13 protein-coding genes are annotated in these 18,372 nt (G+C 67.7%); 10 read left to right on the top strand and 3 right to left on the bottom strand.

All coding sequences use genetic code 11. The annotated features are described in order from the left end of the window. The first annotated feature begins 48 nt into the window (after positions 1–48). From EV186_RS15970 to EV186_RS15940, 7 genes are all read left to right on the top strand, one after another. Complete coding sequence (locus EV186_RS15970) at positions 49–747, top strand: hypothetical protein (protein ID WP_133849991.1); 699 nt, start codon at positions 49–51, stop codon at positions 745–747. 31 nt (positions 748–778) lie between these two features. After that, positions 779–1,807: an L-glyceraldehyde 3-phosphate reductase gene (mgrA, locus tag EV186_RS15965; protein WP_133849990.1), complete on the top strand. Its 1,029-nt coding sequence runs from the start codon at positions 779–781 to the stop codon at positions 1,805–1,807. Positions 1,808–1,927: 120 nt separating this feature from the next. Then, positions 1,928–3,979 (top strand): DNA gyrase/topoisomerase IV subunit B, encoded by a 2,052-nt coding sequence (locus EV186_RS15960; protein WP_133849989.1) that lies wholly within the window; start codon positions 1,928–1,930, stop codon positions 3,977–3,979. A gap of 28 nt (positions 3,980–4,007) precedes the next feature. Continuing rightward, positions 4,008–7,055, top strand: coding sequence for a DNA gyrase subunit A (locus EV186_RS15955; RefSeq protein ID WP_133849988.1), 3,048 nt, complete (start codon positions 4,008–4,010; stop codon positions 7,053–7,055). A gap of 82 nt (positions 7,056–7,137) precedes the next feature. Then, positions 7,138–7,617, top strand: a complete 480-nt coding sequence (locus EV186_RS15950; RefSeq protein ID WP_133849987.1) for a hypothetical protein — start codon at positions 7,138–7,140, stop codon at positions 7,615–7,617. Positions 7,618–8,043: 426 nt separating this feature from the next. Further along, the gene (locus EV186_RS15945) at positions 8,044–9,438 is read left to right on the top strand and encodes a chitinase (RefSeq protein ID WP_133849986.1); all 1,395 of its coding nucleotides are present in this window, start codon (positions 8,044–8,046) and stop codon (positions 9,436–9,438) included. 115 nt (positions 9,439–9,553) lie between these two features. Continuing rightward, entirely contained in the window at positions 9,554–11,425 is a 1,872-nt protein-coding gene (locus tag EV186_RS15940; RefSeq protein ID WP_243754056.1) for a glycosyl hydrolase family 18 protein, read from the top strand. Positions 11,426–11,434: 9 nt separating this feature from the next. On the opposite strand, the gene EV186_RS15935 is transcribed toward EV186_RS15940, so the two are convergent. Next, entirely contained in the window at positions 11,435–12,661 is a 1,227-nt protein-coding gene (locus EV186_RS15935) for a serine/threonine-protein kinase (RefSeq protein ID WP_133849985.1), read from the bottom strand. Between the two features lie 121 nt (positions 12,662–12,782). Between EV186_RS15935 and EV186_RS15930 the strand changes: the two genes are divergently transcribed. Next, the gene (locus EV186_RS15930) at positions 12,783–13,448 is read left to right on the top strand and encodes a PASTA domain-containing protein (RefSeq protein WP_133849984.1); all 666 of its coding nucleotides are present in this window, start codon (positions 12,783–12,785) and stop codon (positions 13,446–13,448) included. Here EV186_RS15930 and EV186_RS15925 read toward each other — a convergent pair. Beyond that, complete coding sequence (locus EV186_RS15925) at positions 13,419–14,699, bottom strand: MFS transporter (RefSeq protein ID WP_133849983.1); 1,281 nt, start codon at positions 14,697–14,699, stop codon at positions 13,419–13,421. The genes EV186_RS15930 and EV186_RS15925 overlap by 30 nt on opposite strands. Positions 14,700–14,865: 166 nt before the next feature. On the opposite strand from EV186_RS15925, the gene EV186_RS15920 reads away from it, so the two are divergent. Both EV186_RS15920 and cutA read left to right on the top strand, forming a co-directional pair. Continuing rightward, the gene (locus EV186_RS15920; RefSeq protein WP_133850290.1) at positions 14,866–16,131 is read left to right on the top strand and encodes a cytochrome P450; all 1,266 of its coding nucleotides are present in this window, start codon (positions 14,866–14,868) and stop codon (positions 16,129–16,131) included. Positions 16,132–16,299: 168 nt separating this feature from the next. After that, positions 16,300–16,626 carry a divalent-cation tolerance protein CutA gene (gene cutA, locus EV186_RS15915; RefSeq protein ID WP_208115614.1) on the top strand — a complete coding sequence of 109 codons (327 nt, stop codon included), beginning with the start codon at positions 16,300–16,302 and terminating at the stop codon, positions 16,624–16,626. On the opposite strand, the gene EV186_RS15910 is transcribed toward cutA, so the two are convergent. After that, positions 16,623–18,191: a helix-turn-helix transcriptional regulator gene (locus EV186_RS15910; protein ID WP_166659189.1), complete on the bottom strand. Its 1,569-nt coding sequence runs from the start codon at positions 18,189–18,191 to the stop codon at positions 16,623–16,625. The genes cutA and EV186_RS15910 overlap by 4 nt on opposite strands. Positions 18,192–18,372 lie beyond the last annotated feature (181 nt).

The raw sequence follows: 18,372 nt of genomic DNA, 5'->3' as shown, positions 1-18,372 counted from the left end.
TTCCGCCGTTTTCGTATCGGCCGCCCGGCGACCCCCGATCCCCAGCACATGCCCGGCTTGCGTGCTCTCCGTTCCGCCGCGATCGCGGCTGCGCTCGTCGCGTGCGTGTCGGCCTGCGGCAGCCGCCCGGCCACCGAAGCGGATGCCTGCTCGGCCTTCGCGCAGATCATCCGGCTCTGCGGCGACCCGGGCGGAGCCGTCCCCGAAGCCGTCCCCAGAGCCGTCCCCGAGGGGGCCATCGGCGGCCGAGCCCAGCCGGATCCAGGCACACCCGACACCACCACACCAGACGCGACCACACCGGAGCCGTCCGAAGAGGCCTACCAGCGGCTCACCGGCCCCGGCGGCATCAGCGTGGCGGTCCCGGCGACGTGGCGGGACAGTGCGGCCGGCGCCTCCTACCGGCAGGTCGGCGAGGCCGATCCGGCGGGCGCGTTCGCCCGATTCGGCGGTTACCCGCCGACGAGGACGAGCCTGCTCGCCGAGATCACCGCGGGCGAGCGCGGCAACCCCAAGATCCGCTCCGGTTACCAGCGGATCTCGTTGTCCGCCACCACCTTCCAGGGTGTCGCGGCGGTCGACTGGCAGTTCACGTTCGTCAAGGACGGTGTCACCCGGCACGTGCACGGCCTGTACTGGCGCACGGGCGGCACCGAGTACCTGATCTACCTGTCGGCGCCGGACGTGGAGTGGTCTGCGCTGGACCCCGTGTTCGACGTGATGCGCGACTCGGTCTCGACGCCCTGACCGTCCTGATGGGACGTGCGAGGATGGATCCATGACCTATGTCGCGGACGCGAACCGTTACGATGCCACGAACTACCGCCGCACCGGGCGCAGCGGCCTGCTGCTGCCGCCGGTCTCGCTGGGCCTCTGGCAGAACTTCGGCGGCGACACCCCGTACGAGACGGGCCGGGCCATCGTGCGCCGCGCGTTCGACCTCGGCGTCACGCACTTCGACCTGGCGAACAACTACGGCCCGCCCTACGGCTCCGCCGAGGAGAACTTCGGCCGGATGATCGCCGACGACCTGCGCCCGTACCGCGACGAACTGGTCATCTCCACCAAGGCCGGCTACGACATGTGGCCCGGCCCGTACGGCGACCACGGGTCGCGCAAGTACCTGCTCGCGTCGCTCGACCAGTCGCTGGGCCGGATGGGCCTGGACTACGTCGACATCTTCTACAGCCACCGGTTCGACCCGGACACGCCGCTCGAGGAGACCATGAGCGCGCTGATCTCCGCGGTGCACCAAGGCAAAGCGCTCTACGTCGGCATCTCCTCGTACTCGCCGGCGAAGACCCGCGAGGCCGAGGCGATCCTGCGTGGCGCGGGCGTGCCGCTGCTGATCCACCAGCCGTCGTACTCGTTGCTCAACCGCTGGATCGAGGGCGGGCTGCTCGACACCCTCGAGGAGCTCGGCGCCGGGTGCATCGCCTTCTCGCCGCTGGGGCAGGGCATGCTCACCGACAAGTACCTCAACGGCGTGCCCGAGGGCTCGCGGGCCAGCCGCCCGGGCTCGCTGTCGAAGGACTTCCTCTCCGAGGAGAACCTCGCCCGGGTGCGGGCGCTCAACGAGATCGCCAAGGGCCGTGGCCAGTCGCTGGCCCAGCTCGCGATCGCTTGGGTGCTGCGGGATCCGCGGGTCACCTCGGCGCTGGTCGGGGCGAGCTCGGTCGGGCAGCTCGAGCAGAACCTTGCCGCCGTGTCCGGCCCCGCGCTCACCGCCGAGGAGCTCGCGGAGATCGACAAGCACGCCGTCGAGGCGGGCATCGACCTGTGGCAGTCGTCTCGTGAAGCGGGCTGACCTGCGACGACCGGGCGACATGAACACTTGATCGAGGCCGGGTCCACCGGGTTGTCGTACGACGGGGATAGTCTTCTGGACTGAACCCGCCGGAGCGACAACTCGACCGAGGACCGTCCTGTGACTGCTGAGACCCTCTACGGGGCCGATGACCTGACCCATCTGGAAGGTCTGGAAGCGGTACGCAAGCGGCCAGGCATGTACATCGGGTCGACCGACAGCCGCGGCATCAACCACCTGTTCACCGAGATCGTCGACAACTCCACCGACGAGGGTGTGGCCGGGCACGCGACCAAGGTCGTGGTGACCCTGCACGCCGACGGCAGCGTCCAGGTCGACGACGACGGGCGCGGCATCCCGACCGGGGTGCACGCCAAGTCCGGCCTCTCCGGCGTCGAGCTGGTGCTCACCCGGCTGCACGCGGGTGGCAAGTTCGGCGGCTCCGGCTACAAGACCTCCGGCGGCCTGCACGGCGTCGGCGCGTCCGCGGTCAACGCGCTGTCGTTGCGCTTCGACATCACCGTCAAGCGCGACGGCAAGGTGCACGAGATGTCGTTCGCGCACGGCGTTCCGGCCGAGTTCGACGGGCCCGGCCCGAAGGCGAAGTTCACGCCGAGCCCCGGGCTCAAGGTCGTGCGCAAGATGAAGCGCGGCGAGAAGACCGGCTGTTCGATCCGCTACTGGCACGACGCGCGCTACTTCGAGAACGGCGCCGTGCTCGACCACGAGCTGGTGCGCCAAAAGCTGCGCAACACCGCGTTCCTGGTCCCCGGCGTCTCCTACATCCTGCGTGATGCCACCGAGGGCGCCATCGCCGAGGAGAAGTTCGAGTTCCCCAACGGCCTGATGGACATGGTGGAATTCCTCGCCCCGGACGGGGAAAAGGCCGTCTCGGGCACGCTGATGATCACCGGCGAGGGCACCTACCTGGAGAACGCCGCCGACGAGAACGGCGTCATGCGGTCCAAAGTGGAGCGACGGGCCGAGGTCGAGGTGGCGCTGCGCTGGGGCACCGGCTACGAGCGCACCGTGGAGTGCTTCACCAACACCATCCGCAACGTGCACGGCGGCACGCACCGCAAGGGCTTCGAGCGCGCGATGGTCAAGTCGATCCAGGACGCGATCTCCCGCACCCGGGGGTTGTTGAAGCCCAAGGAGGACATGCCCGTCCTCGACGACGTGCTCGAAGGCATGACGGCGGTCGTGCACGTGCGGATCCCCGAGCCGCAGTTCACCTCGCAGACCAAGGACGAGCTGTCCACCGCCGGCATCACCAAGGTGCTGCAGGGCATCGTCGACAAGCACGTCAAGGCGTGGGCCGAGGACCGCAAGACCAAGTCCGAGGCCAAGATCGTCCTGCAGAAGGTGGTCGACGCCGCCCGCGTGCGGCTGACCCAGAAGCAGCAGAAGGACGCCGCCCGCCGCAAGACCGCGCTGGAAGGCGCGGCAATGCCCCCGAAACTGGTCGACTGCCGCACCACCGGGATCTCCCGCAGTGAGCTATTTCTCGTGGAAGGCGACAGCGCATTGGGCTCGGCCAGAATGGCCCGGGTGTCGGAGTACCAGGCGCTGCTTCCCTTGCGCGGCAAGATCTTGAACGTGCAGAAGGCGTCGCTGGCCGACACCCTGCGCAACGCCGAGATCGCCGCCATCGTGCAGGTGCTCGGCGCGGGCAGCGGGCGGACCTTCGAGCTGAGCCAGATGCGCTACGGCCGCGTCATCCTGATGGCCGACGCCGACGTCGACGGCTCGCACATCCGCACCCTGCTGATCACGCTCTTCGCCCGCTACATGCGCCCGGTGATCGAGGACGGCCGCCTGTTCGCGGCCATGCCGCCGCTGCACAAGGTCACCACCCGCGGCCGCAACCCGGAGACCAAGTTCACCTTCACGCAGCGCGAGATGGAAGCGACGATCGCCGCGTTCGAGAAGCAGGGCAAGCAGGTCGTCACGCCGGTGCCCCGGTTCAAGGGTCTCGGTGAGATGGACGCCGACGAACTTTGGGACACCACGATGAATCCGGCAAGCCGTTCGGTGCGCCGGATCACCCTGGACGACGCGGCCGCCGCCGAAGAGGCGCTCGAGCTGCTGATGGGGGAGAAGGTCGAGCCGCGCCGCAACTGGCTCGTCGCCTCGTCCGCCCGCGTCGACCAGGCAGCGATCGACATCTGAGCTGAGCACACGGAAAGAGCGCTTACCGATGGCACGCCGCAAGGGCACCACCACCAAGGTCGATCCGTCCGCGTTCGACGCCGCGGGCGCGCACGTCTACGACAACCCGGTGAAGACCGAGATCGAGGACTCCTACCTGGAGTACGCCTACTCGGTGATCCACTCGCGGGCGTTGCCCGACGCGCGGGACGGCCTCAAGCCGGTGCACCGCCGCATCCTGTTCTCCATGTCCGAGAACGGGTATCGCCCGTCGCACGCCTACGTGAAGTCCTCCCGCGTGGTCGGTGACTGCATGGGCCGCTACCACCCGCACGGCGACATGGCGATCTACGACGCCATGGTGCGCATGGCGCAGGACTTCTCGCTCAACGCGCCGCTGATCGACGGGCACGGCAACTTCGGCTCACCCGACGACGGCCCGGCCGCGAGCCGGTACTGCGTGGTCGGTGACACGCGCATCAAGCTGGCCGACGGCAGCACGCCGCGGATCGCCGACGTGGTGAACCTGCCTGCCGACGCCGAGGCCGACGCCGACTTCGAGGTGCTGGACAAGAACGGCAAGGCCGTCCACGTCAGCAAGGTCTTCAACTCCGGCGTCCACCCGACGGTCAAGATCACGTCGGCGTCCGGGCTTTCGTTGCGGGGCAGCGAGAACCACCTCGTGCTGTGCCTGGAGGCACCGGCCGGCGTGCCGCTGCTCATGTGGCACCGGCTCGACGAGCTGACCACGGACTCGATCGTGTGCACCGCCGACGTGCCGCGCCGCGCGGGCGACCGGATCCCGTTCATCGACGAGTACGTGTTCTTCGAGACCGGGCTCGACGACTGGCGCCAGGTCGAGGACACCGAGGTGCGGTCCACCATCGCGCCGATCGTGGAGTCGGCGTACCGGTTCGAACGGGTGACCTCGATCGAATCCGGGGCGCCCGAAGAGGTCTACTCGGTGCGGGTGGACAGCGAGGACCACTCGTTCCTCGCCGGTGGGTTCGTCAACCACAACACCGAGGCCCGCATGTCGCCTGAGGCGATGCTGCTGGTGGGGGAGCTGGGCGAGGACACCGTCGACTTCCGGCCCAACTACGACGGGTCGCTGCAGGAGCCGGTCGTGTTGCCCGCGGCGTTCCCGAACCTGCTGGTCAACGGCACCTCCGGCATCGCGGTCGGCATGGCGACCAACATGATCCCGCACAACCTCGGCGAGATCGTCGGGGCGGCGCGGTGGCTCATCCACCACCCGAACGCCGACCTCGACAAGCTGATGGAGTTCGTGCCCGGCCCCGACCTGCCGACCGGCGGCATGCTGCTGGGCCTGGACGAGGTCCGGCGCGCCTACGAGACCGGCCGCGGCGTGGTGCGCATGCGGGCCAAGGTCGAGATCGGCCTGTTGGAGGGCAGCCGCGGCCGCCAGGCCATCACCGTCACCGAGCTGCCCTACCAGGTGGGCTCGGAGAAGATCATCGAGAAGATCACCGACGAGGTGAACAAGTCCAAGCGGCTGACCGGGATCGCCGACGTCAAGGACCTGACCGACCGGGAGAACGGCACCCGGCTGGTGATCGAGTGCAAGGTCGGGGTGAACCCGCAGGCGCTGCTGGCCGACCTCTACCGGCTGACGCCGATGGAGCAGTCGTTCGGCATCAACAACCTCGTGCTGGTCGACGGGCAACCGCAGACGCTGGGGCTCAAGCCGTTGCTCGAGGTGTTCCTCGCCCACCGCTACGAGGTGGTGACGCGGCGGACCCGCTTCCGCAAGCGCAAGCGCGAGGACCGCCTGCACCTGGTCGAGGGCCTGCTGAAGGCGTTGCTGGACATCGACAAGGTGATCCGCCTGATCCGCGGCAGCGAGAACGCTCAGGATGCCAAGGACGGCCTCATGAAGCGGTTCAAGCTCTCCGAGATCCAGGCGACGTACATCTTGGACACCCCGCTGCGGCGCCTGACCAAGTACGACAAGCTGGAGCTGGAGTCCGAACAGGACAAGCTCATCGAGGAGATCGCCGAGCTGGCCAAGATCCTCGACGACGAGGGCGAGCTGAAGAAGGTCGTCTCCCGCGAGCTGGCCGCCGTGGCCAAGGAGCACACCCAGGAGCGCCGCACGTCGCTGATCGACGGCGACCTGAAGGAGGTGCTCGAGGCATCGAAGCCGGCAGGCCCGCTGGAGGTCGCCGACGACCCCTGCCAGGTGATCCTGTCGGCCACCGGGTTGCTGGCCCGCACCGGCGCGGAGTCGGAGGAGGTGCCCGAGGCGCGCAAGCGCAGCGGCCGGGCCCGCCACGACGCCGTGGCCGCGATCGTGCACACGACCGCGCGCGGCCAGGTGCTGGTGATCACCAACAAGGGCCGCGCGATCAAGACCGACGTGCTGCCACTGCCCGTGCTGCCCGAAGCCGTCGGCACGGTGTCGTTGCGCGGTGGCATGGCGGCCAGCGAGGTCGCCGCGTTGCCCGCGGGGGAGAAGGTCGTCGGCATCGCGCCGCTGGTGCCGAACGAGGAGTCGCCCGGTCTGGCCATGGGCACCCGCAACGGCGTGGTGAAGGTGTGTTCGCCGGAGTGGCCGGTGCGCTCGGAGGAGTTCGAGGTGATCGGCCTCAAGGACGATGACGAGGTGATCGGCGCGGTCTGGCTGCGGGACGGCACGGAGACGCTGGCGTTCGTGTCGGCGGACTCGTCGCTGCTGCGCTACGACGCGAACCTGGTGCGCGCGCAAGGGCTCAAGGGCGGTGGCATGGCGGGCATCAAGCTGGCCGCCGGTCAGCGCGCGGTGTTCTTCGGCGCCATCCGCACCGACGACGACGAGCACGGCGAGCCGATGGTGGTCACGTCGACCGGCCAGTCGGTGAAGGTGACGCCGTTCAGCGAGTACCCGGCGAAGGGGCGCGCCACCGGTGGCGTCCGCACGCAGCGCTTCCTCAAGGGGGAGAACGCACTCGCGCTGGCCTGGATCGGCCCGCGCCCGGCCGGCGTCACCAGCGGCGGCTCGCCGGTGGAGCTGCCGGACGTGGACTTGCGCCGGGATGGTTCCGGGCATGCGCACCCGGGTCCGGACGTGGTCGGACACCTGATCGAACGCGGCTGAGGTGCCGGGTTTCCGGTTGCCCCGTCCCGACGGGGCAACCGCCGCACAGCGCCGCAAATGGGGAGCCCTGGCCGCGGTCTTGGTGGCAGGCGCGATCGTTCTGCTGGCGTTCAACGCGGGCCGGGTGGCCCGCAGTGCCGGCATAGCCGGTGCCGCGGGCACGGCGACCGTCACCGAATGCCACCAGTACGGCGGTCCGAAGCACCGCAAGTTCGAGTGCCACGGCGACTTCCGAGGCGAGGACGGCTTGGTGCGCCGCGGCGTGGTCTTAGAGGACACCTATGAACACGAGGTAGGCCGGTCGTTCCCGGTCCGCTACGACGGCGATACGGCCGTGTCCATTGAGGACATAGCGACGGCGGAACTGGCGCCGATGCTGTGCGCGCTTGCCGTGCCGCTGCTGGGTTTGGCCGCGATGCTGGGTGTGATCGCGATCGGTGGCCGCCCGGATGTGGTGGTGAAGGTGTATCGCTACGCGGGCTTCGTCTTCCTCGGCGGGATGGCCCTGGTGATCGCTTCGCTGCTGGTGCTGATGGGCTCGCCCATGTCCCCGAACCTCTGACCGGTTGGCGCAGGGAGCGAGTGATCGCGGCGCGCGGCTGAGCCTCGGTCTCACAGGGACCTGCCTCAGAACCCACCCCATGCACTTCCGGACCACACGACCAACCGCAACGGGGGACACACCCGGCTGGAACGGGGGACACACCCTGCCGGAACGGGGGACACACCCTGCCGGAGTGGGGGACACGCCGGGTCGGAACGGGGGACACACCCGGTCGGAGTGGGGGACACACCCTGCCGGAACGGGGGACACACCCGGTCGGAGTGGGGGACACACCCTGCCGGAGTGGGGGACACACCCGGGTCGGACAGATTGGTCTAGGCCAACAGTTGACTTCGCGGGGTGCCCTGCGTCACAGTAAAGGAAGTTTCCAGAAACAAGCTTTCCTGTTTAGGTTCTGACGGTCACTGTCCGTGAGGAGGGCAGATGCGCAGACCCACCCTGGCCGCCGGCTTGCTGGCCGCGGTCACACTCACCGCAGCCGCTATCACCGGGCTCAGCGCGGCGGGCGCCGCGACCCCGCAAGCGCAGGTCAATTCGCTGAGCAGCAACTGGTACGCCTCCGCGCCGTACCTGATGCCGCAGAGCAACAACCCGCCCGACCCGATCACGGTCATGAACGCGACCGGGCAGAAGGCGTTCCAGCTCGCGTTCATCCTCGCGCCCAACGGCGGCGGCTGTTCCCCGACGTGGGACGGGACGTCGCCGGTCAGCAGCGACACGGCCGTCGCCGGGGTGATCAACCGGATCCGCGGCAACGGCGGCGACGTCTCGGTGTCGGTCGGCGGTTACGGCGGCACCAAGCTCGGCCAGACCTGCGGCACCGTCTCGGCGACCGCCGCGGCCTACCAGCAGGTGGTCGACAAGTACGGCCTCAAGGCGATCGACTTCGACCTCGAGGAACCCGAGTACGAGAACGACGCCGCCATCGCCAACGAGCTGGGCGCCGCGCAGACGTTGCAGCGCAACAACCCCGGCCTCTACGTCTCGGTCACCATGCCGGGCACGGCGGCGGGCACCGGCTGGTTCGGCACCCTGCTGATCGACAAGGCCAAGTCCATCGGCTTCACCCCGAACAACTTCTCGATCATGCCCTTCGACGGCGGCTTCAACGGCGGCTCGTCGCAGGTCTCCGCGCTCGAGGCGTTGCACGGCCTGCTGATGCAGCACATGGGCTGGGACAGCGCGACCGCCTACGGCCACGAGGGCTTCTCCGGCATGAACGGCAAGTCCGACGCGGCCGAGATGTTCTACCAGGCGGACTTCCGCACCGTGCTCGACTACGCGAAGAGCCACCACCTCGCCCGGTTCACCTTCTGGTCGGTCAACCGCGACCGGCAGTGCAGCGGCACCACCGACAACGGTGTGTGCAGCAACGTGCCCCAGAACGACTGGGACTTCACGAAGTTCACCACCGAGTTCGCGGGCGCCGCCCCGCCCACCACCACGCCGCCCACCACGACGACGACCACCTCACCGCCCGGCAACTGCACCGCGCCGGCCTGGAACTCGACCCAGGCCTACACCGGCGGATCCGTCGTCTCCTACAACGGCCACCAGTGGACGGCCAAGTGGTGGACGCAGGGCGACATCCCGGGCAACAACAGCCAGGACGTGTGGGCCGACAACGGTGCGTGTGGTGGCTCGACGCCACCTGCCGGTAGTTGCGGTTCCGTCGCGGCCTGGAACTCCACGCAGGCGTACACGGGCGGTTCGGTGGTGACCTACAACGGTCACAAGTGGACCGCGAAGTGGTGGACGCAGGGCGACACCCCGGGCAACAACAGCCAGAACGTCTGGGCCGACAACGGTTCCTGCTGATCCCAAGAACGCTGATCCCCCAGAACATGGTCCCGCGGTGGGCACGGGCGCACACCAAACCGCCCACCGCGGGGCCACCCCAACGCCTCTTCCCTTCCCCTCGGGAGAACCCACGATGAGAAAGTCCACCCGCGCCGCCATCAGCGCGGCGGCCGCGGCGGCCGCCGTCGTCAGCGGCATGGTGCTCGCGACGGCCGGGCCGTCGTCGGCCGCACCGGCCGAGACGCACGCGGCCGCCGGCAGCGGCGGCGTGCGCGTTGCCTACTTCGACCAGTGGTCGATCTACGCGAACGCGTACTACCTCAAGAACGTCGACGCCATCGCCAACAACCTCGACTACATCCTGTACGACTTCGAGAACATCGACCCGGCCAACCTCACCTGCTTCGAGGCCACGAAGGCCAGCGACACCGGCCCGACCGGCGAGCAGAACCCCAACGCGGGTGACGGCGCGGGCGACCAGTTCGCCGACTACCAGAAGACCTTCGACTCGAGCATCAGCGTCGACGGCACCTCCGACACCTGGAACATGCCGATCGTCGGCAACTTCCACCAGTTGCAGGAACTCAAGGCACGCCACCCGAACCTGAAAGTCCTTGTTTCCCTTGGTGGCTGGACCTACTCGAAGTACTTCTCCGACGCGGCCGCCACCGACGCCTCCCGCAAGAAGTTCGTCAGCTCCTGCGTCGACATGTTCATCAAGGGCAACATCCCGGCGGCCGGTGGCTTCGGCGGGCCCGGCACCGCGGCCGGCATCTTCGACGGCTTCGACATCGACTGGGAGTACCCGGCCTCGGGCGCAGGTCACCTCGGCAACCACACCAGCCCGAACGACACCCAGAACTTCACCGCGCTGCTGGCCGAGTTCCGCAGCCAGCTCAACGCGGCCGGGTCGGGCTACAAGCTCTCCGCCGCGCTGCCCGGCGGCCAGGACAAGGTCGCGAAGATCGAGACCGGCAAGATCCACCAGTACCTCGACTTCGCCAACGTCATGAGCTACGACATGCACGGCGCGTGGGACGCGACCGGTCCGACGAACTTCCAGGACCCGCTGTACCCGGCGCCGAACGACCCGTCGACGCCGATCCCGCCGGGCAACGAGAAGTACTCGATCGACGGGATCTTCAACGCCTACATCCACGGTGATCCCGCGTACGGCATCGCGGGCGGGTTCCCGGCGAACAAGCTGAACCTCGGTGTGCCGTTCTACTACCGCGGCTGGACCGGTGTCGCGGCCGGCGCGAACCACGGGCTCTACCAGGCCGCGTCCGGGCCGTCGCCGGGGCACCCGATGTCGGGCAACACGCCGGGAACGGCGATGTACAAGGAACTCACGGGGCTGGTGGACAACCCGTCGACGACGTTCTTCGACAACACGACCCAGTCCGCGTGGTTCTACGACGGGAACAACTTCTACACCGGCGAGTCCAAGCAGTCGATCAAGGCACGGATGGATTACGTGCACTGCAAGGGCCTCGGCGGGGCGATGATGTTCTCGCTGTACGACCTCGACCCGGCGTCGACCTTGTTCCACTCGGTCGTCGACGGTCTGGCGTCCACACCGTCCTCATGCGACGGTCCGCCGCCGACCACCACCACGACGACCACGCCGCCCACCACGACGACGACCACCACGACGCCGCCGCAGAGCTGCACGGAACCGGCGTGGGTCGCGAGCCAGGCCTATACGGGCGGGGCTGTCGTCTCCTACAACGGGCACAAGTGGACCGCGAAGTGGTGGACGCAGGGCGACGTCCCGGGCAACAACAGCCAGAACGTCTGGACCGACAACGGGGTGTGTGGTGGTGGGTCGACGCCACCTGCCGGTAGTTGCGGTTCGGTGGCGGCCTGGAACTCGACCCAGGCGTACACCGGTGGCTCGGTGGTGACCTACAACGGGCACAAGTGGACCGCGAAGTGGTGGACCCAGGGCGACACCCCCGGCAACAACAGCCAAGGCGTCTGGACCGACAACGGCGCCTGCTAGTTCACGTGATCACGTGGCGGGGTCCGACGAGGGCGATCCCGCCACGTGGTCACCTTTCCCCTTGCCCTTCCCGCTACCCGGGCCGTGGCCGGGCTGAGCCGACGGGGGACTGGTCTTGGCCTGGGTCTTGACCTGCGTCTTGGGTGCGGTCTTCTCCGGGGCGGGCTTGGGGTGTTGGGCCTGGGTCGGCGGGTGAGCGTTGTCGTGCGCGGCAACGGTTTCCGCCGCGGGCACGACCCTGTTGCCGGTCGTGGGGCGAATCGTGCCCGGCGGGTCGGCCACCACCGGCGCGAACTGCCCGGGCACCGGTTCGCCGCTGGTGTTCGCCGACGACGAGGCCGGTAGCCACGCCGCCGTGACCAGCCCGGCCGCGGCCACCGTCGCCGCGCCGGCCAGCAACGCCGTCCTGGCCCGCTGCCTGCGGTTCGGTGCGAGCACGGCCACCTGGCCCTCGCTCGAGAGCAGCTCCGCTGCCTGCGCGGCGGTCGGCCGCTGGGCCGGATCGGTGGCGGTCATCCGCAACAGGACGTCGGAAAGCCAGTCCGGTGCGTTGTGCGGCCGTCGTGGCGTGCGGTGCAGCCGCGCCAGCGCGCATTCGATCGCGGTGCCGTCGTATTCGGGGAACCCGCTCAGGCACTCCAGCAGCACGAGGCCCAGCGCGTAGACGTCGAGTGCGGCCGAGGGCGGCTGACCCTTGACCTGTTCGGGCGCGAGGTAGGCGGCCGTGCCGTTGACGAAGCCGCTCTGCGTCCACCGCGTCCGGCCCTGGCGGTAGGACACGCCGAAGTCGTTGAGCACCGGTCTGCCGTCCTGGGTGATCAGGATGTTGGACGGCTTCACGTCGCGGTGCACGATGTCCTGGCCGTGCACGTAGGCGAGCGTCCGAGCCAGGTCGGCGCCGATGCGGGCGACCTCGCCGGGCCGCATCGGCCCCAGTTCCAGCAGCTCACGCAGCGTCGGGCCAGGCACGTACGCGAGCACGAGGAAAGGGCGGTCGCGGTACTCGCCCTCGTCGAGGACGGCGACCAGCCCCGGGTGGTCGAGCCGGGCCAGCACCCGGCCCTCCTCGCGGAAGCGCCGGTCGGTCGAGCCCGGGCGTAACAGCTTGATCGCGACGGTCTTGCCGCTGTCCTGGTGGACCGCCCGGAAAACCACCCCCATCCCACCGGATCCGATGCGTTCACTGATCCGGTAGCCGCCGGGCAGCACGGCGCCGGTGCCGAGCTCAAGGGTCATGCGTCTCACCTACCACGCGTGAGGGGGCACCAAACGCTCAACGAGAGGTGCGCCGCGAGGTGACGTCAGGGTAGCCTTGCAGCACAGTCAGGGTGGCCTGACAGATTTGGGGAGGCAAGCGATGGTTCAGCGGGATGCTTGGGGCGAGGGTGAGCAGTCTTGGGCGGAATTGCTTGCCTGGGCACGGATCCAGGACGGTGGTGATGCCCTGGCCGCGCTGCACAACATCGGTCAGCTGCGCCGGCTGCTGGACGAGACCGAGTTCGCCGCGGTCCGCGCAGCCCGCCGCGAGGGCCGGTCGTGGGCGGAGATCGCGGTCAAGCTGGGCGTGACCCGTCAGTCGGCCTGGGAGCGCTGGCGCGACGTCGATGCCGAGCCGGGCGAGCAGGAGCCGGCGCCGGCGGGTGTCCTGTCGCGCGCGGCGGCTCGCATGGCCCGGCGGGGGGCCACGGTCACGGTGCCGTCGGTGATCGGCATGACGGTCGAGGACGCCCGCGACACGCTCCAGGGCCGCGGGCTGGTCGGCATCTCCGCCGACGACGGCGACGTGCCGATCGCCCAGCTGATCCTGGGCGGCGCGGTGGTCACCGACCAGAGCCCGGAGTCCGGCGCGGTGGTCTCGCCCGGCTCGCCGATCAAGCTGTGGACGCGCACGGGCGGTGGCGGCGCGGGCGTGCGCGAGCCCCGCCGCCCGCGGCCCACGCCGCAGGTCGGGCTCAAGATGCAGGACACGCCGCACGACGAGGAGGTCGGCCGGTCAGTCGGCCGCGCTCGCCGCAGTGGATGAGACCGGCTGGGTGGCGCTCTCGTCGGTGCCGAACCGGATGCCCTTGGCCTCCTTGCCCATGAGCGTGAGCGCCGCGACCGCGATCAGCACCGGGATGATCGTGACGGCCAGTGCGAACGGGTAACCGTGCGACTCGGCCAGCGACTCCTGGATCGGCAGGTTGAACGCGGCAAGGCAGTTGCCGAGCTGGTAGGTCACGCCGGGGTAGAAACCGCGGATGGCGTCGGGGGACATCTCGGTGAGGTGCGCCGGGATGACCCCCCACGCGCCCTGCACCATGACCTGCATCAGGAAGGAGCCGAGGCACAACAGGAACGCTGTGTGCGAGTAGGCGAACAGCGGCACGAGCGGCAGACCGAGCACGGCGCAGAACGCGATCGTGTAGCGGCGGCCGAAGCGCTCGGACAGCGAGCCGAAGACCAGCCCGCCGATGATCGCGCCGATGTTGTAGACGACCGCGATCCACTTCGCGGTGACGCTGTCGATGCCGGCGCCGCCGTCCTGGTGCGCGGACAGGAAGGTCGGGTAGACGTCCTGGGTGCCGTGGCTCATCCAGTTGAACGCGGTCATCAGCAGGACCAGGTAGACGAACCGGCGGACGATCACCGGATTGGTCACCACGTCGCGCAGCCTGGTCTTGGTGACCCGCATCCGGTCCTGGGCCTTCTCCCAGACCTCCGACTCCCGCACGCGCGAGCGGATGATCAGGCTGATCAGCGCCGGGATGATCGAGAGGCCGAAGAGCCAGCGCCACGACAGGCCCATCGCGTTCAGCACGAGCAGCGAGGCCAGCGACGCGAGCAGGTAGCCGAACGAGTAGCCCTCCTGCAGGAGCCCGGAGAAGAACCCGCGCCGTGACGGCGGGATCTTCTCCATGGCGAGCGCCGCTCCGAGGCCCCACTCGCCGCCCATGCCGATTCCGTAGAGCAGGCGCAGGACCATCAGCACGGTGAAGTTCGGCGCGAACGCGCACAGGAAGCCGACGATCGAGTAGAAGACGACGTCGGTCATCAGCGGGATGCGCCGGCCGACCCGGTCGGCCCACAACCCGAAGAGCAGCGCGCCGACCGGCCGCATGAGCAGCGTCGCCGTGGTGATGAAGGCCACCTCGGTCTTCTGCATGTGGAAGCTCTTCGCGATGTCCGCGTAGACGAACAGCACGATGAAGTAGTCGAAGGCGTCCATGGTCCAGCCCAGCTGGGCCGCGATGAAAGAGTTCCGCTGGTCTGTGGTCAGCCGTTCCCTGGGCATGCCGCGCTCCTCGCGAAGTTCCGGCCGCATCGTCCACCCAGTGTGAATCGATCACCGATCATCAACCAGACGAGTGTCTGATTGGTCCCGGAAATTCCTTGTTCTCCTGCCGGGCGCGGAGCCGCTGCCCGCACTTCGTTACGCTGATCGGGTGCCGGTGAACACGATGCTGCGGGGGCTGCGAGCCCGGGTCATTGCGTGGCTTGGACGGCGGTATCTGGCCAAGGTCGGCAGCGACGGGCTCGACCTGTCGAAGCTGCCCGACAAGCTGCTGTGGCCGCTCAAGCGCGACGAGCTCGATCCGGTGCCGGAGATCGCCCAGGCCCGGGAAACCGAGCCGATCAAACACCTCGACGCGCCGTTCGGCTTCAGCGCGTGGCTGGTCAGCGGGCACGCCGAGGTGCGCGAGGTGCTGAGCATGCACGACGCGTTCTCCAACGACTTCGGCAACCTGGTCGGCAGCGCGGGGATCACGGAGGGCAACCCGGGTGGCCTCGGGTTCGCCGACCCGCCCGATCACACGCGGCTGCGCAAGATGCTCACGCCCGAGTTCACGATGCGCAGGCTGCGCCGGCTGCAGCCGCGGATCACGGAGATCGTCGAGTCGCTGCTCGACGACATGGCGGCCGAGGACGGCCCTGTCGACCTGGTGCAGAAGTTCGCGCTGCCGGTGCCGTCGCTGGCCATCTGCGAGCTGCTCGGCGTGCCGTACGAGGACCGCGCCGACTTCCAGCGCCTGTCGACCGCGCGCTTCGACCTGTTCGGTGGCGCGGCCACCGCGGTCGGCGCGATCTCCGAGTCGGTCGAGTACCTCAAGCACATCGTGGAGAAGGAGCGCCGCAACCCCGGCGACGGCCTGCTCGGCGGCCTGGTCAAGGACCACGGCGACGACCTCACCGACGACGAGTTGGCCGGCATCGCCGACGGCCTGCTCACCGGCGGCCTGGAGACCACGGCCAGCATGGTGTCGCTCGGCGCGCTCGTGCTGCTGCGCGATCCCGCGTGCATGAAGGCCGCGGCCGGCACGGACGAAGAGGTCAACAAGCTGGTCGAGGAGCTGTTGCGCTACCTGACCGTCGTGCAGGTGGCGTTCCCGCGGTTCGCCAAGAAGGACCTGGACATCGGGGGAGTCCACATCGAGAAGGGCGACGTGGTCGTCGCGTCGCTGTCCAGCGCCAACCGCGACGCACGCCTGGGCGAGAACATGGACTCGGTCGACCCGTCCCGCCCGCTGTCACCGCACGTGGCGTTCGGCTACGGCATCCACCGCTGCGTCGGCGCCGAGCTGGGCCGGATGGAGCTGCGGATCGCCTACCCCGCCCTGGTGAACCGGTTCCCGGACATCAAGCTCGCGGTGGACCCGGCGGAGCTGGCGTTCCGCAAGGTGTCCATTGTGTACGGTGTCGAGTCCCTGCCGGTCCTGCTGAAGTAGCTGGTGCTGGCGCGCGGCTGCTGTTGGTGGGTGCTGCGTTCGTGGCGGCTGCCCCGGCCGTTGCGCGACCCACCAGGCGGTTGAACGCTGGACGTTCACGACGACCCGCCATGCCTGATCGCATCGCATCCCAGAACCGATGAACGCTAAGCGGCTAGAATCGCTGGCATGTCTGAGTTCCTGCAAGTCGTTACAGTTGCCGATACACAAGAAACGGCTATCCGTATCGCACGTTCTGCTGTCGGTCAGCGCCTTGCGGCCAGTGCGCAAATCCTCGGGCAGGCGACAACCGTCTTTTGGCACCTTGGCGAACTCGGCGAGGGACAGGAATGGGTAATCGTTCTGAAGACCGAAACAGCGCGGTACGCTGAATTGCGAGAACACCTGCTCGCAGAGCATCCCTGGGATAACCCCGAAATTACAGCAATCGAAATGACGCATGGAACTGACGCCTACTTCGAATGGATTCGGCGCACCGTGAGTCCTGACGCTTAGTTCTGCGCCATCTCGAACACTTCCGCGACTCTCGGCAGAGCGCGATGCATTCTCAATCGATGGACAACCGAGCCAATGTGCATGCCTGGTCGAACTGATGCCACACCTTCGGCCAGTTGAATGCATTCAATCGTGACAGCCGCTGCTCGCTCGATCTCGTTGTTATCAATCAGGGCGTGAGCGAGTGAAGCTGAGTACAGAGACTTGTCTCGCGCTTGAGTGCTGTCGAACTTGGCCAGAGCTTTATCCAGCACCGAGATGGCACGAGACGGCTGACCCAGTTCCGTCCAGCAGCGCCCTGACATGATGTCTATTTCGTTTTCGTCTACCCAGAATACCCAGTCCGGTTCAGCACGCGTTGTTTCTGTGTTCAGTGCGGTTCGAGCGTCGGAGAGTGCTTTTTCAGTTGCATAACCGTCCTTGGCAGAGGCGTAAGTCAGCGCTTTTCTTTCGAGCAGGAGTGCGCGAACCTTCGGCGTAGCGTGCTTCTCGGCCGTAGCGAAAGATGCTTCAGCAAGTTCGATGTTTGGAGAACTGGCACTAACGTCTTGGTAGGCGAGGAAGGCGAGCGCGTTTCCAGCTAGTGCCGCATCGCCTGCCTCTTTCGCTGCGTCAAGGCTACGTCGATAGTGACCCGTGGCCTCGGCGTGCATTCCAGCATCGAATGCCGCCCAACCGGCGAGTTGCGCCTGTTCCGAGATGACGCCAAGTAGTCGTGCTCTAATATCTGCCGTGCTGCTTGAGTGTGCGAAATACTCCACCGTCGAAGTGAGCTCGGAGAGATATGTTTGGTACGTGTCACGCCCGCCGAGGTAGTTGTCCAAGCGTCGCAGGCGAGCGGTTCGATCCAACAAGTAGCGGATATCGCTCTCGCCCACACTGAAACGGAGTCGAGGATGCATCGCGGCCGAGAATCCCAGTAGGGCACCGGCCGACGTCCCGAGGAAGCCACGCCTGTTGACGTACCCTCGGTCGGACTGTTCTGCAATTGGTCCCGATTCGGGTCCGGCCGGTTTGTTCAGTAGCTCAGCGAGCCGATCTCGCGAGATTTCAAGAACCTTTGCCAGCTTTGGCCATAGATAGGGTTGTGGCACATGCTGACCGGATTCCCAACGCATTATCGTCGATCGATCAACATGAAGCCTTTCGGCCAGTTGTTCCTGGCTGAGACCAGCAGCTTTTCGAGCCACGGCAAGCCCGACCCGCCTCGGCGTCCCTTGCTCATCATCAAGCTTGGGGTCAACGGGAACGCGGTTGGTGGTAGTGAGGTCGAACCACAGCAAGTCGTTGGGAATGGAAAGGGTCTCAGCCCATCTGATCATCTTGCTCATTGAGTCGACTACTGATTTGCCGTTTTCCAGCAAGCTAATCTGCGTTTGCGTCGTGCGAAGCCAAATTGCCAGCAGATCTTGACTGATGCCGTCCGGTCCGAATTGGTCGTGATGATCCTCAGCAGTGCGGAACAGGCGAAGAATCTTGCCCATGTCACGGGCTTCGAACGCGCTCCGAAATCGGGGGGACGTCCAGAACTCGTAGGGCATCATCGGCGGCTCGTCGCGGGTCATCGTCTCTACGTGCATGCGTTCGCAGGCCGAACACCGGGTGCCTGGGTTCCACACCGACAACCGTGTGCCGCACCCGCATGTACGACTCTCCACCGACCTGCGTTGGCCTTCGCGACCCATGATCACCCCTCGGCGGCCCGCCCTACCTGCGCTGAAGCACCAAGCGTAACTGGTCAACCAC

The organism is Labedaea rhizosphaerae (assembly GCF_004362825.1).
Classification (GTDB): domain Bacteria; phylum Actinomycetota; class Actinomycetes; order Mycobacteriales; family Pseudonocardiaceae; genus Labedaea; species Labedaea rhizosphaerae.
Note: the sequence above shows the minus strand (reverse complement) of the source record. Positions and strands in the feature narration are given on the sequence as shown.

Coding starts and splice junctions, on each gene's coding strand:
- EV186_RS15970 (WP_133849991.1), top strand. CDS start 49: ATGCCCGGCTTGCGTGCTCTCCGTTCCGCCGCGATCGCGGCTGCGCTC.
- mgrA (WP_133849990.1), top strand. CDS start 779: ATGACCTATGTCGCGGACGCGAACCGTTACGATGCCACGAACTACCGC.
- EV186_RS15955 (WP_133849988.1), top strand. CDS start 4,008: ATGGCACGCCGCAAGGGCACCACCACCAAGGTCGATCCGTCCGCGTTC.
- EV186_RS15945 (WP_133849986.1), top strand. CDS start 8,044: ATGCGCAGACCCACCCTGGCCGCCGGCTTGCTGGCCGCGGTCACACTC.
- EV186_RS15940 (WP_243754056.1), top strand. CDS start 9,554: ATGAGAAAGTCCACCCGCGCCGCCATCAGCGCGGCGGCCGCGGCGGCC.
- EV186_RS15935 (WP_133849985.1), bottom strand. CDS start 12,661: ATGACCCTTGAGCTCGGCACCGGCGCCGTGCTGCCCGGCGGCTACCGG.
- EV186_RS15930 (WP_133849984.1), top strand. CDS start 12,783: ATGGTTCAGCGGGATGCTTGGGGCGAGGGTGAGCAGTCTTGGGCGGAA.
- EV186_RS15925 (WP_133849983.1), bottom strand. CDS start 14,699: ATGCCCAGGGAACGGCTGACCACAGACCAGCGGAACTCTTTCATCGCG.
- EV186_RS15920 (WP_133850290.1), top strand. CDS start 14,866: ATGCTGCGGGGGCTGCGAGCCCGGGTCATTGCGTGGCTTGGACGGCGG.
- cutA (WP_208115614.1), top strand. CDS start 16,300: ATGTCTGAGTTCCTGCAAGTCGTTACAGTTGCCGATACACAAGAAACG.
- EV186_RS15910 (WP_166659189.1), bottom strand. CDS start 18,191: ATGACCCGCGACGAGCCGCCGATGATGCCCTACGAGTTCTGGACGTCC.